Source organism: Mycolicibacter sinensis (assembly GCF_001667375.1).
Classification (GTDB): Bacteria; Actinomycetota; Actinomycetes; order Mycobacteriales; family Mycobacteriaceae; genus Mycobacterium; species Mycobacterium sinense_A.
In genome coordinates this window covers 85,032-102,904 of the sequence record NZ_LZIN01000033.1, presented here as the reverse complement: position 1 = coordinate 102,904, position 17,873 = coordinate 85,032, and the positions used below count along the sequence as shown (strand labels likewise).

The following is a 17,873-nucleotide window of genomic DNA, read 5'->3' as shown; positions in this document are numbered from 1 at the left end:
GTGCAGCTCTCCTATTCATCGCCCACCGCTTCGCGTTGGATCGCGGACAGCCTAGAACTTCTTGGGCGCGAACACCCTTGCCCCGAACCGCGCCGCGATGTTCAGTATCCCTATCAGCACGATCAGCGTGAGCGCGGCACCCCAGAGACGATCGGTGGGCACCGCACCGGTGCCCGCGCCAGCCGACGTCTGGTCGTACATCATTCCCGGCAACGATCCCATGAAGCCGTGGAACATGTCGAAGTTCATCGCCTGCGCGTAGCCGACCAGGATCAGCAGCGGCGCTGTCTCGCCCATCACCCGGGCCAGCGCGAGCAGGATCCCGGTGACGATTCCCGACAGCGCGGTCGGAATGACGATGCTGACTATGGTCTTCCACTTGGGCGCGCCCAATGCGTAACTGGCTTCCCGCAGGTCCATCGGGATGATCCGGAGCATCTCTTCGGTCGCCCGCACGATCACCGGCACCATCAGCAGCACCAGCGACAGCGAAACCGCGAAGCCGGAGCGCTGAAATCCCAGGGTGGCCACCCACAGCGCATAGATGAACAGCGCCGCCACGATCGACGGCACCCCGGTCAAGATGTCGACCATGAAGGTGGCGACCTTGCCGAGCCGGGTGCCGGCACCGTATTCGACCAGATAGATGCCCACGAAAACACCGAGCGGGATCGACAGCGCCGCGCACACAGCGCCTTGCAACAGGGTCCCGACGATCGCGTGGTAGGCGCCGCCGCCGGGCGCGAAGGCCGTCATACCGGCCTGCGAATGCGTCCACCAGCGACTGGAGACGACTGCCGGAAGGCCGTGATCGATCACCGAATACATCACCCACACCAGCGGCACCAGCGCCGCGGCCATGGCGAGGGTGACCAGCACCGTCGCCACCTTGTTCACCAGCCTGCGCCGCAGGCTGACCGTGGCGAAAGTCCGTTCCTTGACGGGCCGATCCAGTAGGGCGGTCACTGGTGCACCCTGGTGATGGCGGCGCGCGCCAGCGCGTTGACGACCAGGGTGAGTACGAACAGCACCAACCCTGCGGCGATGTAGGCCCCCGCCTTGTACTGGTCGTTGAACTCCGATGCGGTGGCGGCGATCTTGGTGGCGAAGGTGGAGCCGCCGTCGAACAGCGACCAACCGAATGCCTTCTGGGTGGCCCGGAGAATGATCAACAGCGCGACCGTCTCACCGAGCGCCCGCCCCAGCCCCAGCATTGCGGCGCTGATGTAGCCCGATCGCCCGAACGGCAGCATCACCATCTTGACCACTTCCCAACGAGTCGCGCCCAGTGCCAGCGCGGCCTCGATCTGACCCCCGGGGGTCTGCGCGAACACCTCGCGAGTGACCGCGGTGATGATCGGCAGGATCATCACCGCCAGCACGATTCCGCCGGTGAAGATGGTCCCTCCGCCGGCGACCGACGCGTTGCCGGTGGCGAACAGGAACACCCCGCCGAAATTCTCGTTCAGCCATTGCGCGCTGCCCCGCAGCTGCGGCGCCAGCACATACAGCCCCCACGCCCCATAGATGATCGACGGCACCGCGGCCAGCAGTTCGACCAGGTACGCCAGCGGCCCGACCAGGCGCCGCGGCGCGTACTGGGCGAGGTACACCGCCACGCCCAAGGCCACCGGCATGGCCAACAGCAGGGCGAACAGTGAGACGAACACCGTCACCCGCAGCAGTTCGGCGATGCCGAAGTGCATCGCCGAGGTGTCGGTGGTGACCCAGCTGCCGGCGTAGGTGAAGAAGTTCTCCTTGTTGCGCCGCAACGCCGGGATGGCGCGCAACAGCAGGAAGCCCCCGACGGCAGTGATCAAGACGATGATCAACACGCCTGACCCCTCGGCCATCAGGCGGAACACCCGGTCGGTCAGGTGGCCCCCGGCGGAGCGGCTGGTCGACGAAGTCACCGGCTGGACCCCCCTTCGGTTGCGCAGGGCCCGGCTACTGAATCGCGTCGATCGCAGCACTGAGTCGCCGCTTGAGCGGTTCAGGCAACCGGACGTAGCCCGCCTCCGCCAGTCCGTCCTGGCCGGAGGTCGACGCCGTCGTCAAGAAGGATTTCACCGCCGCCGACGTGGCCGGGTCATAACCCTTGGAACAGACGATCTCGTAGGTCACCAGCACCAGCGGGTACGCGGCGGGTTGCCGGGTCCCGTAGAGCGAGCGCAGGTCCAGTTGCAAGTCGTGGCTGTCTTCGGCGACGAACCCGGCCGCCTGGATCGCAACACCGGCCGCTTCGTCGGTTGCGGCGACCACCCCGGCTCCGGAATCGATCATCGCGGACTGCAGGTTGGCTTGGTCGGCGAAGCCCTTCTCGACGTACCCGATGGCGCCCGGCGTGCTCTGCACCGCCTGCACCACACCGGCGGACTTCTGCGCGCCCTCGCCGACGCCGCCCTGGAACTCGCTGCCCTCGCCCTTGGTCCAGCTCTGCGGGGCAGCCGCGCTGAGGTACTTCTGGAAGTTGTCGGTGGTGCCCGAGGAATCCGACCGGTAGATCGGGGTGATCGGAGCGGCCGGCAACTGCACTCCCGGGTTCAGAGCCACCAGTGCCGGGTCGTCCCATCTGGTGACCGCGCCGCTGAAGATCCGCGCCAGTACGTCGCCGTCGAGTACCAGGTGCTCGACCCCGTCGAGGTGGTAGGCCATGCTGACCGGGCCGAACACCAGCGGCAGATGCCACGCCGGATTGCCGCCACCGCACCGGTCGGCTGCCGCGGAGACCTGAGCGTCGGTGAGCGGCGAGTCGGATCCGGCGAAGTCGACATGCCCGGCGATGAACTGTTCCCGGCCGGCACCGGATCCGGTCGGGTTATACGACAGGTTCTTGCCCGCGCACTCCTTGCCCCACGCCTGGTTGAACACGGCGATCGCGTTCTGCTGGGCGGTCGACCCTTCGGCGGTCAGCGCGTTCTTCCCGCCGCAATCGGCGGAACTGGATGCGCCGCCGGCGGTTTCCGGGCCGGCGTTGTCGTCACTGCCGCATCCGGTCAGGCCCAGGCCCGTGACCGCGGCGGTCAACAGCGCAAAGGCCGCCGTCCTGGATTTCATCGCTTCTCGCTTCCTCGCCCGGGGTTCAACCCACCCGGAACCTAAACGGCACTCATGGATGGCGTCCACCCGGCAGGTGAACGCATGGTGAACAAATCGATCGGCGGCCGTGCTCAGGTCCCGTAGGCGGTGTCCACGTTGTGCACGGCAAACCCCAGTTGTCGGTAGGTCCGTAACGCCGCGGCGTTGTCCGCCTCGACGTAGAGCAGCACGGTGGGCGAGGCGGCCTCGGCGAGCCGGTCAGCCAGGTGGACCAGGCCCACCTCGGTGAGTACGCGTCCCAGCCCGCGCCCCTGCGCGGCCGGATCGACCCCGACGACGTAGACCTCACCGATGGGCTCGGCGCCGGAGTGGATCTTGGTCCAGTGGAAGCCCAGCAGCGTCCGGTCGGCGGCCTGGTCGAACGCCAGAAAGAGTCCGTGCGGATCGAACCACGGCTCGGCACGCCGTTCGGCCAGATCCGCCGCGGTCCAGCCGCCCTGCTCCGGGTGCCAGGCGAAGGCGGCGTTGTTCACCCGGAGCAACTCGGCGTCGTCGGCCTCCCCCGCATAGCTGCGGATCACCACCCCGGGCGGCATCGAGGGGTCCGGCAGCCCGCGCAGCGACCGCCGCATCTGCAGCAGTTCGCGCACCGCGGTCAGGCCCAGCGCCGCGGCGGTGGCCTGGGCCGCGGGCAGCGTGCCGTGCGCCCAGAATCGGTTACGGCCTTCGGTTTTCGCCAACGCGGCGCGGGCCATCGCGGACCCGATGCCACCTCGACGGGCCTGCGGCGCCACCACCAGTTCCGCCATGGTGTTATCGGGGCTCAGGTTCAGATAGCCCAGCACCGCACCGCCGTCCTCGGCGATCAGATGCCCGGCACGGTCAGCGGCGAGCTCGCGCAGTACCTGCTCACCGACCGGGGCAACACCGTCGTGGTCCCCGGCGGCGGCGATCAACTCCCGAACCTGCCGCTGCTCGTCGTCGGTGAGTGCGGCCCGCCACCGCGGGGCGGTCACTGACTGGCCAGCGACTCGGGTGCCCCGTCATCAGCGGAGTCGGCGCCCCTCTCCGCCTCCTCCGCACCGCCGGCGTCGTCGGACACGTCCGCGGGTTTGCCACGCACCGGCCGGACCGCCTTGTACCCGACGTTGCGGACCGTGCCGATCAACGACTCGTACTCCGGGCCGAGCTTGGCCCGAAGCCGCCGGACGTGCACGTCGACGGTGCGGGTGCCGCCGAAGAAGTCATAGCCCCACACCTCCTGCAGCAGTTGCGCGCGGGTGAAGACCCGGCCGACGTGCTGGGTGAGGTATTTCAGGAGCTCGAATTCCTTGTAGGTCAGGTCCAGCGGCCGGCCCCGCAGGCGCGCGGTGTAGGTGCCTTCGTCGATAACCAGCTCGCCGAGCCTGGTCTGACCGGAGGCCTGGTCGGCGGCCGGCGCGACCCGGCGGCCGGTCAACAGCCGCAGCCGGGCGTCGGTCTCGGCCGGTCCGGTTACCGGCAGCAGGATCTCGTCGACACCCCACTCGGCGTTGACGGCGACCAGCCCGCCCTCGGTCACCACCGCCACCACCGGCACCGAGCCGGCGGTGGTGCTCAGCAGTCTGCACAACCCGCGGGCCCCGGCCAGATCGGTGCGCGCGTCGACGAGCACCACCTCCGCCGAGCCGGCCTCGAGCAGCGCAGAAACCTCCGGCGACGCTGTCCGCACGGTGTGTGCCAGCAGCGACAGCGACGGCAGCACCGCTTCGGGGTGCAGGTCAGCGGTCAACAGCAGTAGCTCCAACGAGGCCTCCAGCGTCCCAGGTGATCTAACGATAGCGTGCGACCTGCCAGAATGACCGGGTGCGCAGGGTGCTTATCGGGATATCGGCCGTGATCACGGCTCTGGTCGTCGCCGCCGCCGGAGTCGATTTCGGGACCAGCGTCTACGCCGAATACCAACTGTCCCGGGCGGTTCGCCGGGCCGCCGCCCTGGGCTCGGATCCCTTCGTGGCGATCCTCGGTTTCCCGTTCGTCCCGCAGGCGCGGCGGGATCACTACGACGAGGTGGAGATCAAGGCCCCCGCCGTCGAGCTGCCGATGATCGGCAAGGCGATGCTGGAGGCCACCATGCATTCGGTCGACCTGAGCGAGGCGTCCTGGCGGTTCCGCCCCGGCGCCAAGATCCCGGTCGCCAAGCTGGAGAGCCGGATCATCATCGGATCGGTGTATCTGGGCCGCTACCTGGGCATTCGCGACCTGATGGTGGAAGCGCCCCCGAGCGAGACCAACGACGCCACCGGCGGCACCACCGAGTCGGGGATCTCCAGCAGTCGCGGGCTGGTGTTCACCGGCACGCCGGCCGGCTACGGCAAGCGGGTCAGTGTCGCGGTGGACCTGTCGATCGCCGGCGCCGACCACAGCACCCTGGTGATCACCCCGACCGGGGTGCTCACCGGGCCGGACACCGCCAACCAGCACGTTCCCGAAGAGCAGCGGGCCGCGGTGCTGGCGGCCTTCCGCAGCAGCCTGCCGCAGCAACGGCTACCGTTCGGGCTGGTTCCCACCAGCCAGGGGGCCCGCGGCTCCGACGTGATCATCGAGGGCATCGCCGGTGACATGACCATCACCTTGCCGGAATTCCGCCAGCGGTGAGCATGATCGCGATCGTCGCCGGGTGTGCGCTCGCGAGCGTGATCGGCTGGTGGCTGAACCGCCGGGCCGGGGTGCTCCGGACGGTAGCGGGCAACGACTCCGGCGCCGGCGACGACACCGCTGCCTCGTTTCTCGGGCTGACGTCCAGCGGGCCGACGGTGGTGCACTTCTCCGCGCCGTGGTGTGGGCCGTGCGCCGGGGTGCGCCGGGTGGTCGACGGCGTCTGCGACGAACTGGGCGTCGCCCACCGCGAGATCGACATCGACGCAGATCCCGCTGCGGCGCGCCGGTTTTCGGTGCTGTCGCTGCCCACCACGCTGATCTTCGACGCCGACGGCCGGCAGCGCTACCGGGCTGCCGGCGTCCCGACGGCCGCTGCCCTGCGATCCGCGCTGCAGCCGCTATTGGCTTGAACGCCCCGGCATTGGGTAGGCTGTACGCCGTGTTCGCCCGCCTTGAGCTTGTGCTCACCAAGCGCCGCACAGTCGACCTGTGCCGCACCGCGGGCTGCTGCTGTTGTCGCTGTCGCTGAGTCGGCGCTTTTTCGCGTCGCTCGGGAGCGCAGCCCGGGAAATCCGTGGCATGTCTCCACCAGCCAATTCGCCACGACAGCCAGGGAGCAGCAACCATGCCGAGCACCGACCCCGCTATCAGCCAGGTAGACGTCCGCGGTCCCAGATTCAGCGCCTGGCTCACCACCGCGGTGCTGGTGGCCGTCCTGCTCCTTTTCGAGTCGAGCCCGGCCGTCGCCACCGTCGTGCTGGCCGGTCAGGCCGTGGTGTTCGCGGCCGGTGCGGTGTGGGGCCCGCGCCGCCACCCCTACGGCGTGCTCTACCGGCGAGTGGTGGCGCCGCGGCTGGGTCCGGTGACCGCTCGTGAGCCGGTGGCGCCGCTGCGCTTCGCGCAGCTCGTCGGGCTGATGTTCGCCGTGATCGGAATCGCCGGCTTCATCTTCGCCCCGGCGGTCGGGCTGACCGCGACGGCCTTCGCGCTGGCAGCGGCCTTCCTCAACGCGGCCTTCGACATCTGCCTGGGCTGTCACCTCTACCCGCTCGTCGTGCGCCTGCGCCGGGCACCAGCCGCAGGGCTCCCCACCACCTCGTTCGCTTCGAAGTAATCGGAAAGGATTGCCCGCCATGGCTCGCTCCGACGTCCTGGTCTCCACCGACTGGGCTGAGAGGAACCTCGACGCATCCGGCACGGTCTTCGTCGAGGTCGACGAGGACACCAGCGTCTACGACACCAACCACATCCCGGGCGCGATCCGGCTGGACTGGCGCCAGGACCTGCAGGACCCGGTCCGGCGTGATGTCATCGACGCCCCCGCGTTCTCCAAGCTGCTCTCCGACCGCGGCATCTCCGAAGACGACACCGTAATCCTCTACGGCGGCAACAACAATTGGTTCGCCGCGTTCGCCTACTGGTACTTCAAGCTCTACGGGCACCGGAGCGTCAAGCTGCTCGACGGTGGCCGCAAGAAGTGGGAGCTCGACGGGCGCCCGCTGTCCGGCGAGAAGGTCACCCGGCCCGCGACGTCGTACACGGCCAAGCCGCTGGACGAGTCGCTGCGGGCCCGCCGTGACGAGGTGGTCGCCGCGATCAACACCAAGAACCTGGTGGATGTGCGCTCCCCCGAGGAGTTCTCCGGCAAGATCCTGGCGCCGGCGCACCTGCCGCAGGAGCAGAGCCAGCAGCGCGGGCACATCCCGAGTGCGATCAATGTGCCGTGGAGCCGGAGCGCCAACGAGGACGGCACCTTCAAGTCCGACGAGGAACTGGCCGCGCTGTACGCCGGGGCCGGCCTGGACGGCGAGAAGGAAACCATCGCGTACTGCCGGATCGGGGAGCGTTCGTCGCACACCTGGTTCGTGCTGCGCGAGCTACTCGGCCACCGCAACGTCAAGAACTACGACGGCAGTTGGATGGAATACGGCTCCCTGGTGGGCGCCCCGATCGAATTGGGAAGCTGATATGTGCTCTGGACCGAAACAAGGACTCGCCTTGCCGGCCAACGTCGACCTGGAGAAGGAGACGGTGATCACCGGCCGGGTGGTGGACAGCTCCGGGGCGACCGTCGGCGGCGCGTTCGTGCGGCTGTTGGACTCCTCTGAGGAGTTCACCGCGGAGGTCGTCGCCTCGGCTACCGGCGACTTCCGGTTCTTCGCCGCACCGGGTGCGTGGACGGTGCGGGCGCTGTCCACGGCCGGCAACGGTGACGCCGTGGTGACGCCGTCGGGTGCGGGCCTCCACGAGGTCGATATCAAGGTCGCCTGACCGCTCGGGATAGACTGCCCTCGTGGTGCTGTTCTTCGAGTTATTGCTGGTGGCGGCTACTGGGCTGATCACCTGGTTTGCGCTGTACACCCTGTATCGGCTGATCACCGACGAGATGTGAGTGCCCCCGACGGTGACGAGCGTGCGGTCATCCCGGGTTCGGGCGACCGTGCGGTAGCCGCCGCTGCGGAGCGGGCCCAGCAGACCGCGGCCCGCAACATCCCCGTCTTCGACGACCTCCCGGTCGCCGACACCGCCAACCTGCGCGAAGGGGCGAACCTGCACGACGTCCTGTTGGCGCTGCTGCCGTTGGTCGGGGTGTGGCGCGGCGAAGGCGTGGGCCACGGCGCGCACGGCGACTACCGGTTCGGCCAGCAGATCGTGGTCTCCCATGATGGTGGCGACTACTTGAACTGGGAAGCCCGCTCCTGGCCGCTAGATGAGGCCGCGGGGGGTCCCGCCCTGCGGGAGACCGGCTTCTGGCGGTTCATCGACGACCCCGCCGATCCGGACGAGACGCAGGCCATCGAGCTGCTGCTGGCGCACTCGGTGGGCTACGTGGAGTTGTTCTACGGGCGCCCGCACGGTCCGGCGTCCTGGGAGCTGGCCACCGACGCGTTGGCGCGCAGCAAGTCCGGGGCGCTGATAGGTGGCGCCAAGCGGCTCTACGGCATCGTCGAGGACGGCGATCTGGCGTATGTAGAGGAGCGGGTGGACGCCGACGGTGAACTGGTGCCGCACCTGTCGGCCCGGCTGGCCCGCTTCGTCGGCTAGCCGGCAATCGCCGCATCCACCAGATCGGCGAACTCGGTACCGGGCATGGCGGGCTTCAGCGCCCGGCCGTCGAGGGTGTGCACCCGCGCGGCCAAGGTGATGCTGGAGACCAGCCAGATATCCTGCCCGCCAAGAAGATCCGCTGCCCGCAGCGGCGCGTACTCGCACTGATAGCCGGCACCGCGAGCCACCTCGAACAGCGCCTCGGCGGTGGTGCCGCGCAGAATCGGTTGCGACGACGGTGGTGTCACCATGCGCCCCGGGCCCACCAGGACGACCGTGGAGCGCGGACCTTCCAGGACGTAGCCGTCGGAGCTGATGAAGATCACGTCGTCCGCGCCCTGTTTGGCGGCGTGGCGCAGCGCCGCCATGTTGACCGCATACGACAGGGTCTTGGCCCCGGCCAGCAGCCACGGCATCGCCGGTCCCTGCGCCGGCACGCCGCGGTCCAGGCTCACCACCGCCACGCCCTGCCGGCGGGCCTCGGCGATCCGAACCGGCAGCGGGGTGATCATCACGTACGCCGTTGGCTGCGGGTGGTTTTGGGAACCGCTTTCCCGGCCCCGGCTGTAGATCATCCGCAGCGCGCCCTCGCCGGCCCGCGGCCACTGACGTACCGCCTCCTCGACGGCATGGCGCCAGGCCCCCAGATCCGGGGCGGGCAGATCCATCAGCTCGGCCGAACGGGCCAGCCGCTGCAGATGGGCATCGAGCAGACATGCGGTGCCGTCGCGCACCAGCAGGGTTTCGAAGACGCCGTCGCCCCGCAACACCGCCAAGTCGTCGGCATGCAACAACGGGTCATTCGGCGCGACCGGCCCGCCGCCCACGGTGACGATCGTCACGGCGTCATCGGCGGGCATGGCCCCTGAGCGTAGCGGCTCCGTAGAGTAGACCTGTGTCTGCGGTACCCGCCCCCGATCCCGGCCCCGATGCCGGCGCAGTCTGGCACTACGGCGATCCGTTCGGCGAACAGCGAAGCGCCCAAACCGAAGCCGTAGTCGTGGACCGATCTCATCGGGCCGTGCTCGCCGTCGGCGGCCCGGAACGCAGGACGTGGCTGCACACCCTGTGCACCCAGCACGTGGCTGAACTTCACGACGGCGCCAGCACCGAGAACCTGACTCTGGACGGCAAAGGCCACCTCACCAATCACTGGGTCCAGACCGAACTGCGCGACACCATTTATCTCGACACCGAGCCGTGGCGCGGCGACCCGTTGGCCGAGCACCTTCGCAAGATGGTGTTCTGGGCCGACGTGACGGTCCAGCCCGCCGATCTCGCGGTGCTGTCCCTGCTGGGTCCCCGCCTCGCCGATCCGGCGGTGCGCGACGCGCTGGGGGTGGGCGCGCTGCCCGGCACCGATGCGGTGGCGATCGGCGACTCGGGCGCGTTCGTGCGGCGCGGCCTCGGCGAACATGCGCTGGAGCTGCTCGTGCCGCGCGCCGAGAAGGCCGATTGGCAGCGCCGGCTGATCGGGGCCGGGCTGAAGCCGGCCGGAGTGTGGGCCTACGAGGCCGAGCGGGTGGCAGCGCGTCGGCCGCGGCTGGGCCTGGACACCGATGAGCGCACCATCCCGCACGAGATGAACTGGATCGGCGGCCCGGGCGTCGGCGCGGTGCACCTGGACAAGGGGTGCTACAGCGGGCAGGAAACCGTGGCCCGGGTGCACAACCTGGGCAAGCCGCCCCGGATGCTGGTGCTGCTGCACCTGGACGGGGCGGTGGACCGGCCTTCGACCGGCGACCCGATCACCTCCGGTGGCCGCCCGGTGGGCCGGCTGGGCACCGTGGTGGATCACTTCGAACTCGGACCGATCGCCCTGGCGCTGCTCAAGCGCGGACTGCCGGCCGACACCCCGTTGTCGACCGGCCCCGGCGGGGAGGTCAGCGCGGTGATCGACGCCGAATCGATGCCACCGCCGGATGTGCGGGGCGCGGGGCGCGTCGCCGTCGACCGGCTGCGGGGCCGGGTTTGACGGCCGTCACACCGGCACAGGCCAGGTCGGCGGTCGAGCGGACCACCGGGTAAGCTGTCGGCAGGACAATACACACACTCAGATCGGAGCCGCCTGCTCGTGGGGCCGCTCCGTTATTGCGCGAGGGGGTCCCCCCATGGGCCGCGGCCGGGCTAAGGCGAAGCAGACCAAGGTTGCACGAGAGCTGAAGTACAGCTCACCGTCGACCGATTTCACCCAGCTCCAACGTGAGCTGGCGGGAGCTGAGGTCAAAGACCCCGACGGTGACGACTCGTGGAGCGGTGACGACGACTGGCGCCGCTGAGCGCTGAGGCCTGAACCACCTCTCCTCCGTCGAGCCTCGCTGGGCCGCCGGGTTGGGCCGCCGGGTCGTTAGAACCTCGGGTGCTGCCCGACCAGCTTGGCGCCCGCGCCCGCAGCGTCTTCCCCAGCGGTCTTGCCGGCCTTGGCCACCGTGCCCAGCGGCCAGCAGTCGACGTGGCGGGCGGTCAAAATCGCCAGCGCCCGGTCGGTGTCCTCCGGCGCGACGATGGCGACCATGCCGACACCGAGGTTGAACGTCTTCTCCATCTCGTCGCGGCTCACCCGGCCGCGCTGCGCGATCATCGCGAACACCGGGGCCGGGGTCCAGGTGCCGCGGTCCACCTCGGCGACCAACCCCTCCGGGATGACCCGGGCCAGGTTGCCGGCCAAGCCGCCGCCGGTGACGTGACAGAAGGTGCGCACCTGGGTCTCGGCGGCCAGCGCCAGACAGTCCTTGGCATAGATGCGGGTCGGCTCCAGCAGCTCCTCGCCCAGCGTGCGGCCGAACTCCTCGACGTGGCCGGCCAAATTCATCCGGTCAATGTCGAGCAGCACCGCCCGGGCCAGCGAGTAGCCGTTGGAATGCAGGCCCGAGGAGCCCATCGCGATCAGCACGTCACCGGGGCGGACCCGGTCCGGTCCCAGCACGTCGTCGGCTTCCACCACGCCGACGCCGGTCGCGGAGATGTCGTAGTGGTCGGGTTCCATCAGGCCGGGGTGCTCGGCGGTCTCCCCGCCGAGCAGGGCACAGCCGGCCTGCACGCACCCTTCGGCGATCCCGGAGACGATCGCGCTGACCCGTTCGGGCACCGTGCGGCCGACGGCGATGTAGTCCTGCAGGAACAACGGCTCGGCGCCGCAGACCACCAGGTCGTCGACCACCATCGCGACCAGGTCGATGCCCACGGTGTCGTGTTTGTCCATCGCCTGGGCGATCGCCAGCTTGGTGCCCACGCCGTCGGTCGAGGACGCCAGCAACGGCTCGCGATAGTCGTTGCGCAAGGCGAACAGCCCGGCGAATCCGCCGAGCCCGCCGTGCACCTCCGGCCGGGTGGCCCGGGCGGCCAGCGGTTTGATCAGTTCGACGGCCCGGTCACCGGCGTCGATGTCCACACCTGCCGACGCGTAGGTGACGCCCTGGGCGCTCGAGTGTGCTGCGGGATCCGTCATCGCGGTAAAGGCTACCGTGCTCGCGGCAGTCGCGGTCAGGCCCGGTTGTGTCGGACCTGGTTGAACGGGACACCCCGATCGGCGGCGTATTCGCGGGGCAGGCCCAGGACGCGTTCGGCGATGACATTGCGCGCCATCTCGTTGCTGCCGCCCCCCAGCGCCACTGTCTGGCGGGACAGGTACCGTTTGCCGGCTTTGAGCAGCTGCGCCTCGCCGTCGACGACGCCGAGCGGCCCGGCGACCTCGGTGGCGGTGTCGACCTCCAGGAATGTCACGTCGGAGTGGAACAGCCGGATGAGCGAGCCGGCGGCCGGTGGCAGCGCCCCGGTGCGCGTGGCGCGCCCGACGTAGTCGACGAGACAATCGCGCACCATCCGGCGGGCGAGCACCCGGCCGATCTTGTCCTGGGTCAGCGGGTCGTCGGCGGTCCCGGCGTCGGCGGCCAGGGCCAGGAAGTCGCCGGCGGCCATTTCAGTGCGTTCGGGGCCGCGGCCGCTGGCGAACTCCGAGCCCTGTCCGACGGCGCGGCGTTCGTGGAACAGCAGCCGGGAGGCGACGTCCCAGCCCTTGTTGACCTCCCCGACCACCGCGTCGTCGCCGAGGCGCAGGCCGTCGAAGAACTCCTCGCAGAACTCGTTGGAGCCGTCGACCTGTTCGATGCGCCGCAGCGTGACCCCGGGCGCCTCGATCGGCATCAGGAACATCGTCAGGCCGTCGTGTTTGGGCACCGTCGAGTCGGTGCGGGCCAGCAGCAGCCCGTAGTCGGCGGCGAAGGCACTGGTGCTCCAGGTCTTGGCCCCGCTGATCACCCAGCTGTCCCCGTCCCGATCGGCGCGGGTGATCAGCCCCGCCAGATCGGATCCGCCGCTGGGCTCGGAGAGCAGCTGGACGAGCACCTCCTCCCCGCGCAGCGCGGCGTGAATGTGCCGGCGCTTCTGCTCCTCACTTCCGGTGTCCAGCAGTGTCGCGCAGCAGATGGTGAAGGTCGGGACGTTGAGGATCAACGGCATCTCGTAGCCGTCGGATTCGACGTTGAAGGCCTTCTGATAGCGGATGTCCAGGCCGAGACCGCCGTATTCGCGGGGGAAGCAGATCCCGGCGAAGCCGCCGTCATAGAGCCGCCGCTGCAATTCCCGAGCACGCTGCCACGCGCCCTCGTCGTCGCGACCGTTGCGGGGCGGCTGCTGCGGGTCGAGTCGCGGCATGGTGGCGGCCAGCCAGCTGCGCGCCCGGGCCGCGAACTCCTCGACGGTGAGCTCTGCAGTCCGGCTCATGCGGCCGGCTCCGTTGCGCTCGCGGCCCTGGTGATGGCCTGATGGTGTTCGGCGGCGGTGCCGAACAGCCCGGCGTACAAGGTGATGCGGCGCAGATAGAGGTGCAGGTCGTGCTCCCAGGTGACGCCGATACCGCCGTGCAGCTGGACGCATTCCTGGACCAGCAGCCCGGCGTGCTCGCCGAGATAGGACTTGGCGGCGCCGGCCCACATCGCGGCGTCCGCGGCGCGCGCGGCCACCTTGTCGACGGCGCCGGCGGTGACGGCGCGACCGGCGTGCAGCCACATGGTCATGTCGGCGAGCCGGTGCTTGAGCGCCTGGTAGGACGCCAGCGGCCGGCCGAAGCTGTACCGGTCCCGACTCCACTCGAGTGTCATGGCCAGCACCGCATCCAGGATGCCCACGGTTTCGGCGCAGGTCAGGACGATCGCCACCTGGGCCTGGCGGTCGATGAGTTGCGTTGTCTGCGCTGCGCTGCCCACGACTGCCTCGGTCTCGACGTCGGTGAGCTCGATCCGCGCGTACTGCTTGACCAGGTCGATGCAGGCCTGCGGACGCACCGACACCCCGGGGGCGTCGGCGCGGATCAGGAACTGCCGCAGCGCGCCGTCCTCGGTACGGGCGCCGACGAGGAACAGATCGGCCTGGGCACCGGCCTCCACCCGGTCCTTGACGCCGTTGAGCCGGTACCCGGCAGCGGTTTTGGTGGCGGTGGCACGGGGCTGGTGCGGCCGGAAGGCCCGGCCCGGTTCGTCTGCCGCCCAGGTCGCCACCTGCTCACCGGAGACCAGCGCCGCTATGGCCGCGGCGTGCTCGGCGCGGTTGTCCGCGTCGACCAGACCCGCCAGCACGGTGCTCACCGGATACAGCGGCCCCGGCGCCACCGTGCGCCCCATCGCCTCGGCGATCGCCGTGAGGTCGTGCAGACCGCTCTCGGAGACACTGCCCCCGCCGAGTTCCTCGGGCACCAACAAGCCGGCCCAGCCCAGTTCGGCGGCTTGGGTCCACCACTGCGGGTCATAGGCGCGGCCTTGTGCGTGCAACTCGCGCTGCGCGGTCAGCGCCGCGTGTTTGTCCAGGAATGCGCGTGCTGTATCGACGAACAGCGCTGTCTCCGAGGATAGTTCGGCCACCGAGCCTCCTTCGTGCGGTTGGGCCGTCACTGAATCGGCTCGTCGCCGAGCACCGTGGTGCGCAGCATCTCACGCGGCGAGTCGGGGGCGTACGGGGCGGCGCGATGCAGCACGCCTCGGTTGTCCCAGATGACGGTGTCGCCCACCGACCACGTGTGCCGATAGACCTTGTCAGGCACCGTGGCGCGCCTCAGCAATTCGGCCAGCAGCGCGCGGCCCTCATCGAGATCCATGCCGACGACGTAGTCGGTGGAGGCGCCCAGCACCAACGACTTTCGGCCGGTGCGGTGCGTCCACACCAGGGGATGTTCATGGGTGGGCCGGGCCCGCCACCTCGCCAGCTCTTCCGGTGTCGGATCGGGTGTGACCCGGCGCTGGGACGCTTCCAGCGAGTGCACCACCCGCAGCGTGCCGAAGCGCTGTTTCTCGTCGTCGGTGAGTATTTCGTAGGCGGCGTAGGAGCTGGCGAACTCGGTCTCGCCGCCCCGCTCGGCCACCTGCACCGCGGAGAGCACGGTGGCCTTCTGCGGGCACTCGTCCCCCGTCGGCGTGCAGCCGTCGATATGCCAGTCGAAGGTGGCGCGCAGGTAGCTCGCTGCCGAATTCTTCGCCGTGTTCAACGTGATCGGATAGATGCCGGCGACCTCGTGATGGCCATCCGAGGAGAAGTCGACGCTGCCCAGCCGCCCGCCGAACGCAACCTGATCCCGGGGCCCCAGCTGCAGGTCGCGGAAGACCAGGACCCCGTTGTCCTCCAGTGCGTCGAGCACCGCGGCCGCGAGCTGATCATCGTCGACCAGCCGTTGCGGGTCGACGCCGACGACCTCGGCGCCGACGGAGGAGGTGAGCTTGTTGACCGTGAGCAGACTCATCGGCTGCATCCTTTCGGCGATGGATTTCCGGCGGTCACGGAACCGGCCAGCCGGTGCGGATCATGACCGCGTCGGCGGCGTCGACGGGGGCGGGCTGGCCCATGACTTCCACCGCCATCGCCACCATGACCAGCGAATAGATCAGATGGAGCAGGTTGAGCGCGTCCTCGGGGAGCTCGTCCAGCGCGAATTTGTCGCAGTAGTCGATCGCTTCCTCCAACCGCGGGAAGAACGCCTCGTAAAAGACCCGCAACTCCGGGATGGTACTGGCCAGTCGCTGGTTGAATCGTTCGGTCTCGGTTGGCAGACACCAGATTTCGGCGAACTTCTCCAGTTCGGCGAACGCGCTGGGCAGCCTCTTGGCGGTCATCGGGACGCTCCCGCACCGGCGTGGTCGTTCCGGTAGTCATCCACCCAGTCGTTGACCACCTTGTGCAGGTGCCGGACCAGGATCTCCTGATCGTTGAGGGGAAAATCGTCGACGATGCCGTACTCCAGCGCAGCTTGGGTACCGCCGAGCATGCCGGCGTCCTGCAGGGCGAACTCCTTGAGCACCACCGAGGCCACCTCGTGCTCGATGCGCTCGCGCACGGTGCGGGCCGGATGGAAATAGGTGTGGGCCTCGAACCGGTGGGTGTTGTGCGAGGTGGGCCAGTACCGATACAGCAGGTACCAGCCGCCGTAGATGAGGATCTCGGTGTTGGGGAAGATCTGGAAGTTGCTGATCCCCCACGGTTCGATGCCGCCCGGATTCACCCCGGCCGGCACCTCGCCGATGTCGGGGGTCTCCCAGGGCCCGACCAGCCCACTACGGGTGGCCCGCTCGATCGGGTACATGTACTCCGGCGGCAGCAGCCAGCGCGGCGGCCCGGCGGTGGACACCAACCGGTGCGGCCCGTCGAGCTGGAAATGACCACAGGTGAAGCCGGCGTCGGGTACCCGCACGGCAGCGGGCACCTGCTGCGAATGCAGCGCCGGCACATGGTAGTACTCCTGGAAGGCGTCGGCGAAGATCTTCCAGTTGCTGTTGTTGTGGGCCACCCAGTCGTAGCGTTCGGTCAGCTTCTGAAACGGGTAGTCGTCGAGACCGGCGATCATCGGCCCGAGGAAGTCGCGCAGGCCCTGCCGCGGTTCGCCGGCGAAGTTGATGAAGATGAAACCGTTCCAGATGTCGCAGTGCACACCGATGAGATCCGGGGCGGCTCCGTCGAATCCGTGGCTGCGGCGGCAGCGCTTGCAGGTGAACTCCTGACATTGCCCGACGGTCTCGCGATCCGGGAAGTCGTCCCAGACCAGCTTCGTCCCGCACCGCGGGCAGACATTGTGGAATGCGCGAATCCCCCGGTCCGCGTGGACCAGGATGACCGATGCCCGGGCCGCTTCGATCTCCTTGGTGGCGTAGCTGCCGTGGTCGGGCGCCTCCTCGACGCGGCCGACGTTGAGCCAGGCGCGCTTGAACACCGCCTCACGCTCGACCTCGTAGAACTCGCGCGAGGTGGAATCGGCGAACGAGACCGGACCGGTGCCGAGATCGTAGTGCTCGGTCCATGAACCCTCCGCGGGCCTACCGGATCGTTGCATCTGAGCCTCCCTGTTTGCCTGGTGCCGGCGAAATCCGCTGTGTCACATCACTGACCCGCCGTTGACGCCCAGCACCTGACCGGTGATGAAACCGGCTTCCTGCGAGCACAGGAATCCAACCGCCGCGGCGATGTCGGCTCCGCTACCCAGCCGGCCCAGCGGGATGTTCGCGGCGATCTGCTCATTGGGCGGCAGGTAGCCGGCTGCCTGCGATTGGTGCTGCATGGGTGTCTCGATACCCGAGGGCGGGATGTTGTTGACCGTGATGCCGTGCGCGGCGTACTCGCGGGCCAGCGATTTGGTCAAGGTGATGACCGCGCCCTTGGATGCCGCGTAATGGGCGGCGAACGGCGATCCGCGCTGGGCGGACGACGAGGAAATCATCACGATGCGTCCCCAGCCGGCGTCGACCATGTCCGGCAGCGCGGCCTGGCAGCAGTGGAAGGTGCCGGTGAGGTTGACGTCGATGATTCTCGCCCACTCCTGGGGGGTGATCTCGGCGAAGGCGGAGTAGCCGAATACGCCCGCGCTGGTGACCAGAGCGGCGACCGGCCCCAGCTGGCTGCGTACCTTCGCGAAGGCGTCGTCGACGGCGGCCCGGTCGGTGACGTCGACTCCGATGCCCAGCGCCGTCGCGCCCTCGCCGCGCAGGTCGTCGGAGACCCGCTGTGCGGCATGGTCGTTGATGTCCAGGACAGCGACCTGATAGCCACGCCGGCCCAGTTCGTGACAGGTGGCCTCGCCCATGCCCGAGGCTCCGCCGGTGACCACGGCGACCCGCGGCGGCACCACTGTGGTCATTCCCATCCCCTTCGGCGCCGTTCGGCGGATCGCGAGC

General features: G+C 69.2%; 22 protein-coding genes. 9 read left to right on the top strand and 13 right to left on the bottom strand.

Features of this window, described 5'->3' with window-relative positions; all coding sequences use genetic code 11:
• Positions 1-51: 51 nt before the first annotated feature.
• The 5 genes from pstA to A5771_RS06035 form a co-directional block, all read right to left on the bottom strand.
• The gene (gene pstA, locus A5771_RS06055) at positions 52-966 is read right to left on the bottom strand and encodes a phosphate ABC transporter permease PstA (RefSeq protein WP_064854294.1); all 915 of its coding nucleotides are present in this window, start codon (positions 964-966) and stop codon (positions 52-54) included.
• Entirely contained in the window at positions 963-1,853 is an 891-nt protein-coding gene (gene pstC / locus A5771_RS06050) for a phosphate ABC transporter permease subunit PstC (protein ID WP_234782969.1), read from the bottom strand. The genes pstA and pstC overlap by 4 nt, the downstream gene beginning before the upstream one ends.
• Positions 1,854-1,947: 94 nt before the next feature.
• Positions 1,948-3,057: a phosphate ABC transporter substrate-binding protein PstS gene (gene pstS / locus A5771_RS06045; RefSeq protein ID WP_064854292.1), complete on the bottom strand. Its 1,110-nt coding sequence runs from the start codon at positions 3,055-3,057 to the stop codon at positions 1,948-1,950.
• Positions 3,058-3,170: 113 nt separating this feature from the next.
• On the bottom strand, positions 3,171-4,055 hold the full coding sequence (gene mshD / locus A5771_RS06040; protein WP_064854291.1) for a mycothiol synthase: 885 nt from the start codon (positions 4,053-4,055) through the stop codon (positions 3,171-3,173).
• The gene (locus A5771_RS06035; RefSeq protein WP_064854290.1) at positions 4,052-4,825 is read right to left on the bottom strand and encodes a winged helix-turn-helix transcriptional regulator; all 774 of its coding nucleotides are present in this window, start codon (positions 4,823-4,825) and stop codon (positions 4,052-4,054) included. Before A5771_RS06035 ends, mshD begins: the two co-directional genes overlap by 4 nt.
• A gap of 59 nt (positions 4,826-4,884) precedes the next feature.
• On the opposite strand from A5771_RS06035, the gene lmeA reads away from it, so the two are divergent.
• The 7 genes from lmeA to A5771_RS06005 all read left to right on the top strand — a co-directional run bounded on the left by lmeA (position 4,885) and on the right by A5771_RS06005 (position 8,724).
• The gene (gene lmeA, locus A5771_RS06030; protein WP_064854289.1) at positions 4,885-5,676 is read left to right on the top strand and encodes a mannan chain length control protein LmeA; all 792 of its coding nucleotides are present in this window, start codon (positions 4,885-4,887) and stop codon (positions 5,674-5,676) included.
• 2 nt (positions 5,677-5,678) lie between these two features.
• Positions 5,679-6,089, top strand: coding sequence for a thioredoxin family protein (locus tag A5771_RS06025; RefSeq protein ID WP_064854288.1), 411 nt, complete (start codon positions 5,679-5,681; stop codon positions 6,087-6,089).
• Positions 6,090-6,118: 29 nt separating this feature from the next.
• Complete coding sequence (locus A5771_RS24630; protein ID WP_369127102.1) at positions 6,119-6,208, top strand: putative leader peptide; 90 nt, start codon at positions 6,119-6,121, stop codon at positions 6,206-6,208.
• 96 nt (positions 6,209-6,304) lie between these two features.
• A complete protein-coding gene (locus A5771_RS06020; RefSeq protein ID WP_064854287.1) occupies positions 6,305-6,793 on the top strand; it encodes a DUF4395 domain-containing protein in 489 nt (162 codons plus the stop codon).
• A 19-nt stretch (positions 6,794-6,812) separates the two neighbouring features.
• On the top strand, positions 6,813-7,646 hold the full coding sequence (locus tag A5771_RS06015) for a sulfurtransferase (RefSeq protein ID WP_064854286.1): 834 nt from the start codon (positions 6,813-6,815) through the stop codon (positions 7,644-7,646).
• 1 nt (position 7,647) lies between these two features.
• Positions 7,648-7,950 carry a DUF1416 domain-containing protein gene (locus A5771_RS06010; RefSeq protein ID WP_064854285.1) on the top strand — a complete coding sequence of 101 codons (303 nt, stop codon included), beginning with the start codon at positions 7,648-7,650 and terminating at the stop codon, positions 7,948-7,950.
• Between the two features lie 117 nt (positions 7,951-8,067).
• A complete protein-coding gene (locus tag A5771_RS06005; RefSeq protein ID WP_064854284.1) occupies positions 8,068-8,724 on the top strand; it encodes an FABP family protein in 657 nt (218 codons plus the stop codon).
• On the opposite strand, the gene A5771_RS06000 is transcribed toward A5771_RS06005, so the two are convergent.
• Positions 8,721-9,587 (bottom strand): aminodeoxychorismate lyase, encoded by an 867-nt coding sequence (locus A5771_RS06000; protein WP_064854283.1) that lies wholly within the window; start codon positions 9,585-9,587, stop codon positions 8,721-8,723. The two genes, A5771_RS06005 and A5771_RS06000, sit on opposite strands and share 4 nt — an antisense overlap.
• 35 nt (positions 9,588-9,622) lie before the next feature.
• Between A5771_RS06000 and A5771_RS05995 the strand changes: the two genes are divergently transcribed.
• A complete protein-coding gene (locus A5771_RS05995; protein WP_064854282.1) occupies positions 9,623-10,702 on the top strand; it encodes a YgfZ/GcvT domain-containing protein in 1,080 nt (359 codons plus the stop codon).
• 136 nt (positions 10,703-10,838) lie between these two features.
• On the top strand, positions 10,839-11,006 hold the full coding sequence (locus tag A5771_RS21770; RefSeq protein WP_082947077.1) for a DUF3073 domain-containing protein: 168 nt from the start codon (positions 10,839-10,841) through the stop codon (positions 11,004-11,006).
• A 68-nt stretch (positions 11,007-11,074) separates the two neighbouring features.
• Here the strand turns inward: A5771_RS21770 and purM are convergent, their stop codons facing one another.
• Genes purM through A5771_RS05960 form a run of 7 tightly spaced genes read right to left on the bottom strand, consistent with a single transcriptional unit; the run spans position 11,075 to position 17,836 of the window.
• Entirely contained in the window at positions 11,075-12,175 is a 1,101-nt protein-coding gene (purM, locus tag A5771_RS05990) for a phosphoribosylformylglycinamidine cyclo-ligase (RefSeq protein WP_064854281.1), read from the bottom strand.
• 35 nt (positions 12,176-12,210) lie between these two features.
• Entirely contained in the window at positions 12,211-13,449 is a 1,239-nt protein-coding gene (locus A5771_RS05985) for an acyl-CoA dehydrogenase family protein (RefSeq protein WP_064854280.1), read from the bottom strand.
• Positions 13,446-14,582, bottom strand: coding sequence for an acyl-CoA dehydrogenase family protein (locus A5771_RS05980; protein WP_064854407.1), 1,137 nt, complete (start codon positions 14,580-14,582; stop codon positions 13,446-13,448). The genes A5771_RS05985 and A5771_RS05980 overlap by 4 nt, the downstream gene beginning before the upstream one ends.
• Positions 14,583-14,608: 26 nt before the next feature.
• Positions 14,609-15,454 carry a TauD/TfdA dioxygenase family protein gene (locus A5771_RS05975; RefSeq protein ID WP_064854279.1) on the bottom strand — a complete coding sequence of 282 codons (846 nt, stop codon included), beginning with the start codon at positions 15,452-15,454 and terminating at the stop codon, positions 14,609-14,611.
• A gap of 34 nt (positions 15,455-15,488) precedes the next feature.
• Positions 15,489-15,824 carry a hypothetical protein gene (locus A5771_RS05970; protein ID WP_064854278.1) on the bottom strand — a complete coding sequence of 112 codons (336 nt, stop codon included), beginning with the start codon at positions 15,822-15,824 and terminating at the stop codon, positions 15,489-15,491.
• The gene (locus A5771_RS05965) at positions 15,821-17,035 is read right to left on the bottom strand and encodes an SRPBCC family protein (protein ID WP_064854277.1); all 1,215 of its coding nucleotides are present in this window, start codon (positions 17,033-17,035) and stop codon (positions 15,821-15,823) included. The genes A5771_RS05970 and A5771_RS05965 overlap by 4 nt, the downstream gene beginning before the upstream one ends.
• A gap of 42 nt (positions 17,036-17,077) precedes the next feature.
• Positions 17,078-17,836 (bottom strand): SDR family NAD(P)-dependent oxidoreductase, encoded by a 759-nt coding sequence (locus A5771_RS05960; RefSeq protein ID WP_064854276.1) that lies wholly within the window; start codon positions 17,834-17,836, stop codon positions 17,078-17,080.
• Positions 17,837-17,873 lie beyond the last annotated feature (37 nt).

What these genes read in the sequence shown, in the direction of transcription:
- A5771_RS06000 (WP_064854283.1), bottom strand. Translation starts at nt 9,587, where the DNA reads ATGCCCGCCGATGACGCCGTGACGATCGTCACCGTGGGCGGCGGGCCG.
- A5771_RS06020 (WP_064854287.1), top strand. Translation starts at nt 6,305, where the DNA reads ATGCCGAGCACCGACCCCGCTATCAGCCAGGTAGACGTCCGCGGTCCC.
- A5771_RS06010 (WP_064854285.1), top strand. Translation starts at nt 7,648, where the DNA reads ATGTGCTCTGGACCGAAACAAGGACTCGCCTTGCCGGCCAACGTCGAC.
- A5771_RS05965 (WP_064854277.1), bottom strand. Translation starts at nt 17,035, where the DNA reads ATGCAACGATCCGGTAGGCCCGCGGAGGGTTCATGGACCGAGCACTAC.
- A5771_RS05970 (WP_064854278.1), bottom strand. Translation starts at nt 15,824, where the DNA reads ATGACCGCCAAGAGGCTGCCCAGCGCGTTCGCCGAACTGGAGAAGTTC.
- A5771_RS06015 (WP_064854286.1), top strand. Translation starts at nt 6,813, where the DNA reads ATGGCTCGCTCCGACGTCCTGGTCTCCACCGACTGGGCTGAGAGGAAC.
- purM (WP_064854281.1), bottom strand. Translation starts at nt 12,175, where the DNA reads ATGACGGATCCCGCAGCACACTCGAGCGCCCAGGGCGTCACCTACGCG.
- A5771_RS05975 (WP_064854279.1), bottom strand. Translation starts at nt 15,454, where the DNA reads ATGAGTCTGCTCACGGTCAACAAGCTCACCTCCTCCGTCGGCGCCGAG.
- A5771_RS06025 (WP_064854288.1), top strand. Translation starts at nt 5,679, where the DNA reads ATGATCGCGATCGTCGCCGGGTGTGCGCTCGCGAGCGTGATCGGCTGG.
- pstS (WP_064854292.1), bottom strand. Translation starts at nt 3,057, where the DNA reads ATGAAATCCAGGACGGCGGCCTTTGCGCTGTTGACCGCCGCGGTCACG.
- A5771_RS05960 (WP_064854276.1), bottom strand. Translation starts at nt 17,836, where the DNA reads ATGACCACAGTGGTGCCGCCGCGGGTCGCCGTGGTCACCGGCGGAGCC.
- A5771_RS05985 (WP_064854280.1), bottom strand. Translation starts at nt 13,449, where the DNA reads ATGAGCCGGACTGCAGAGCTCACCGTCGAGGAGTTCGCGGCCCGGGCG.
- pstC (WP_234782969.1), bottom strand. Translation starts at nt 1,853, where the DNA reads ATGGCCGAGGGGTCAGGCGTGTTGATCATCGTCTTGATCACTGCCGTC.
- A5771_RS21770 (WP_082947077.1), top strand. Translation starts at nt 10,839, where the DNA reads ATGGGCCGCGGCCGGGCTAAGGCGAAGCAGACCAAGGTTGCACGAGAG.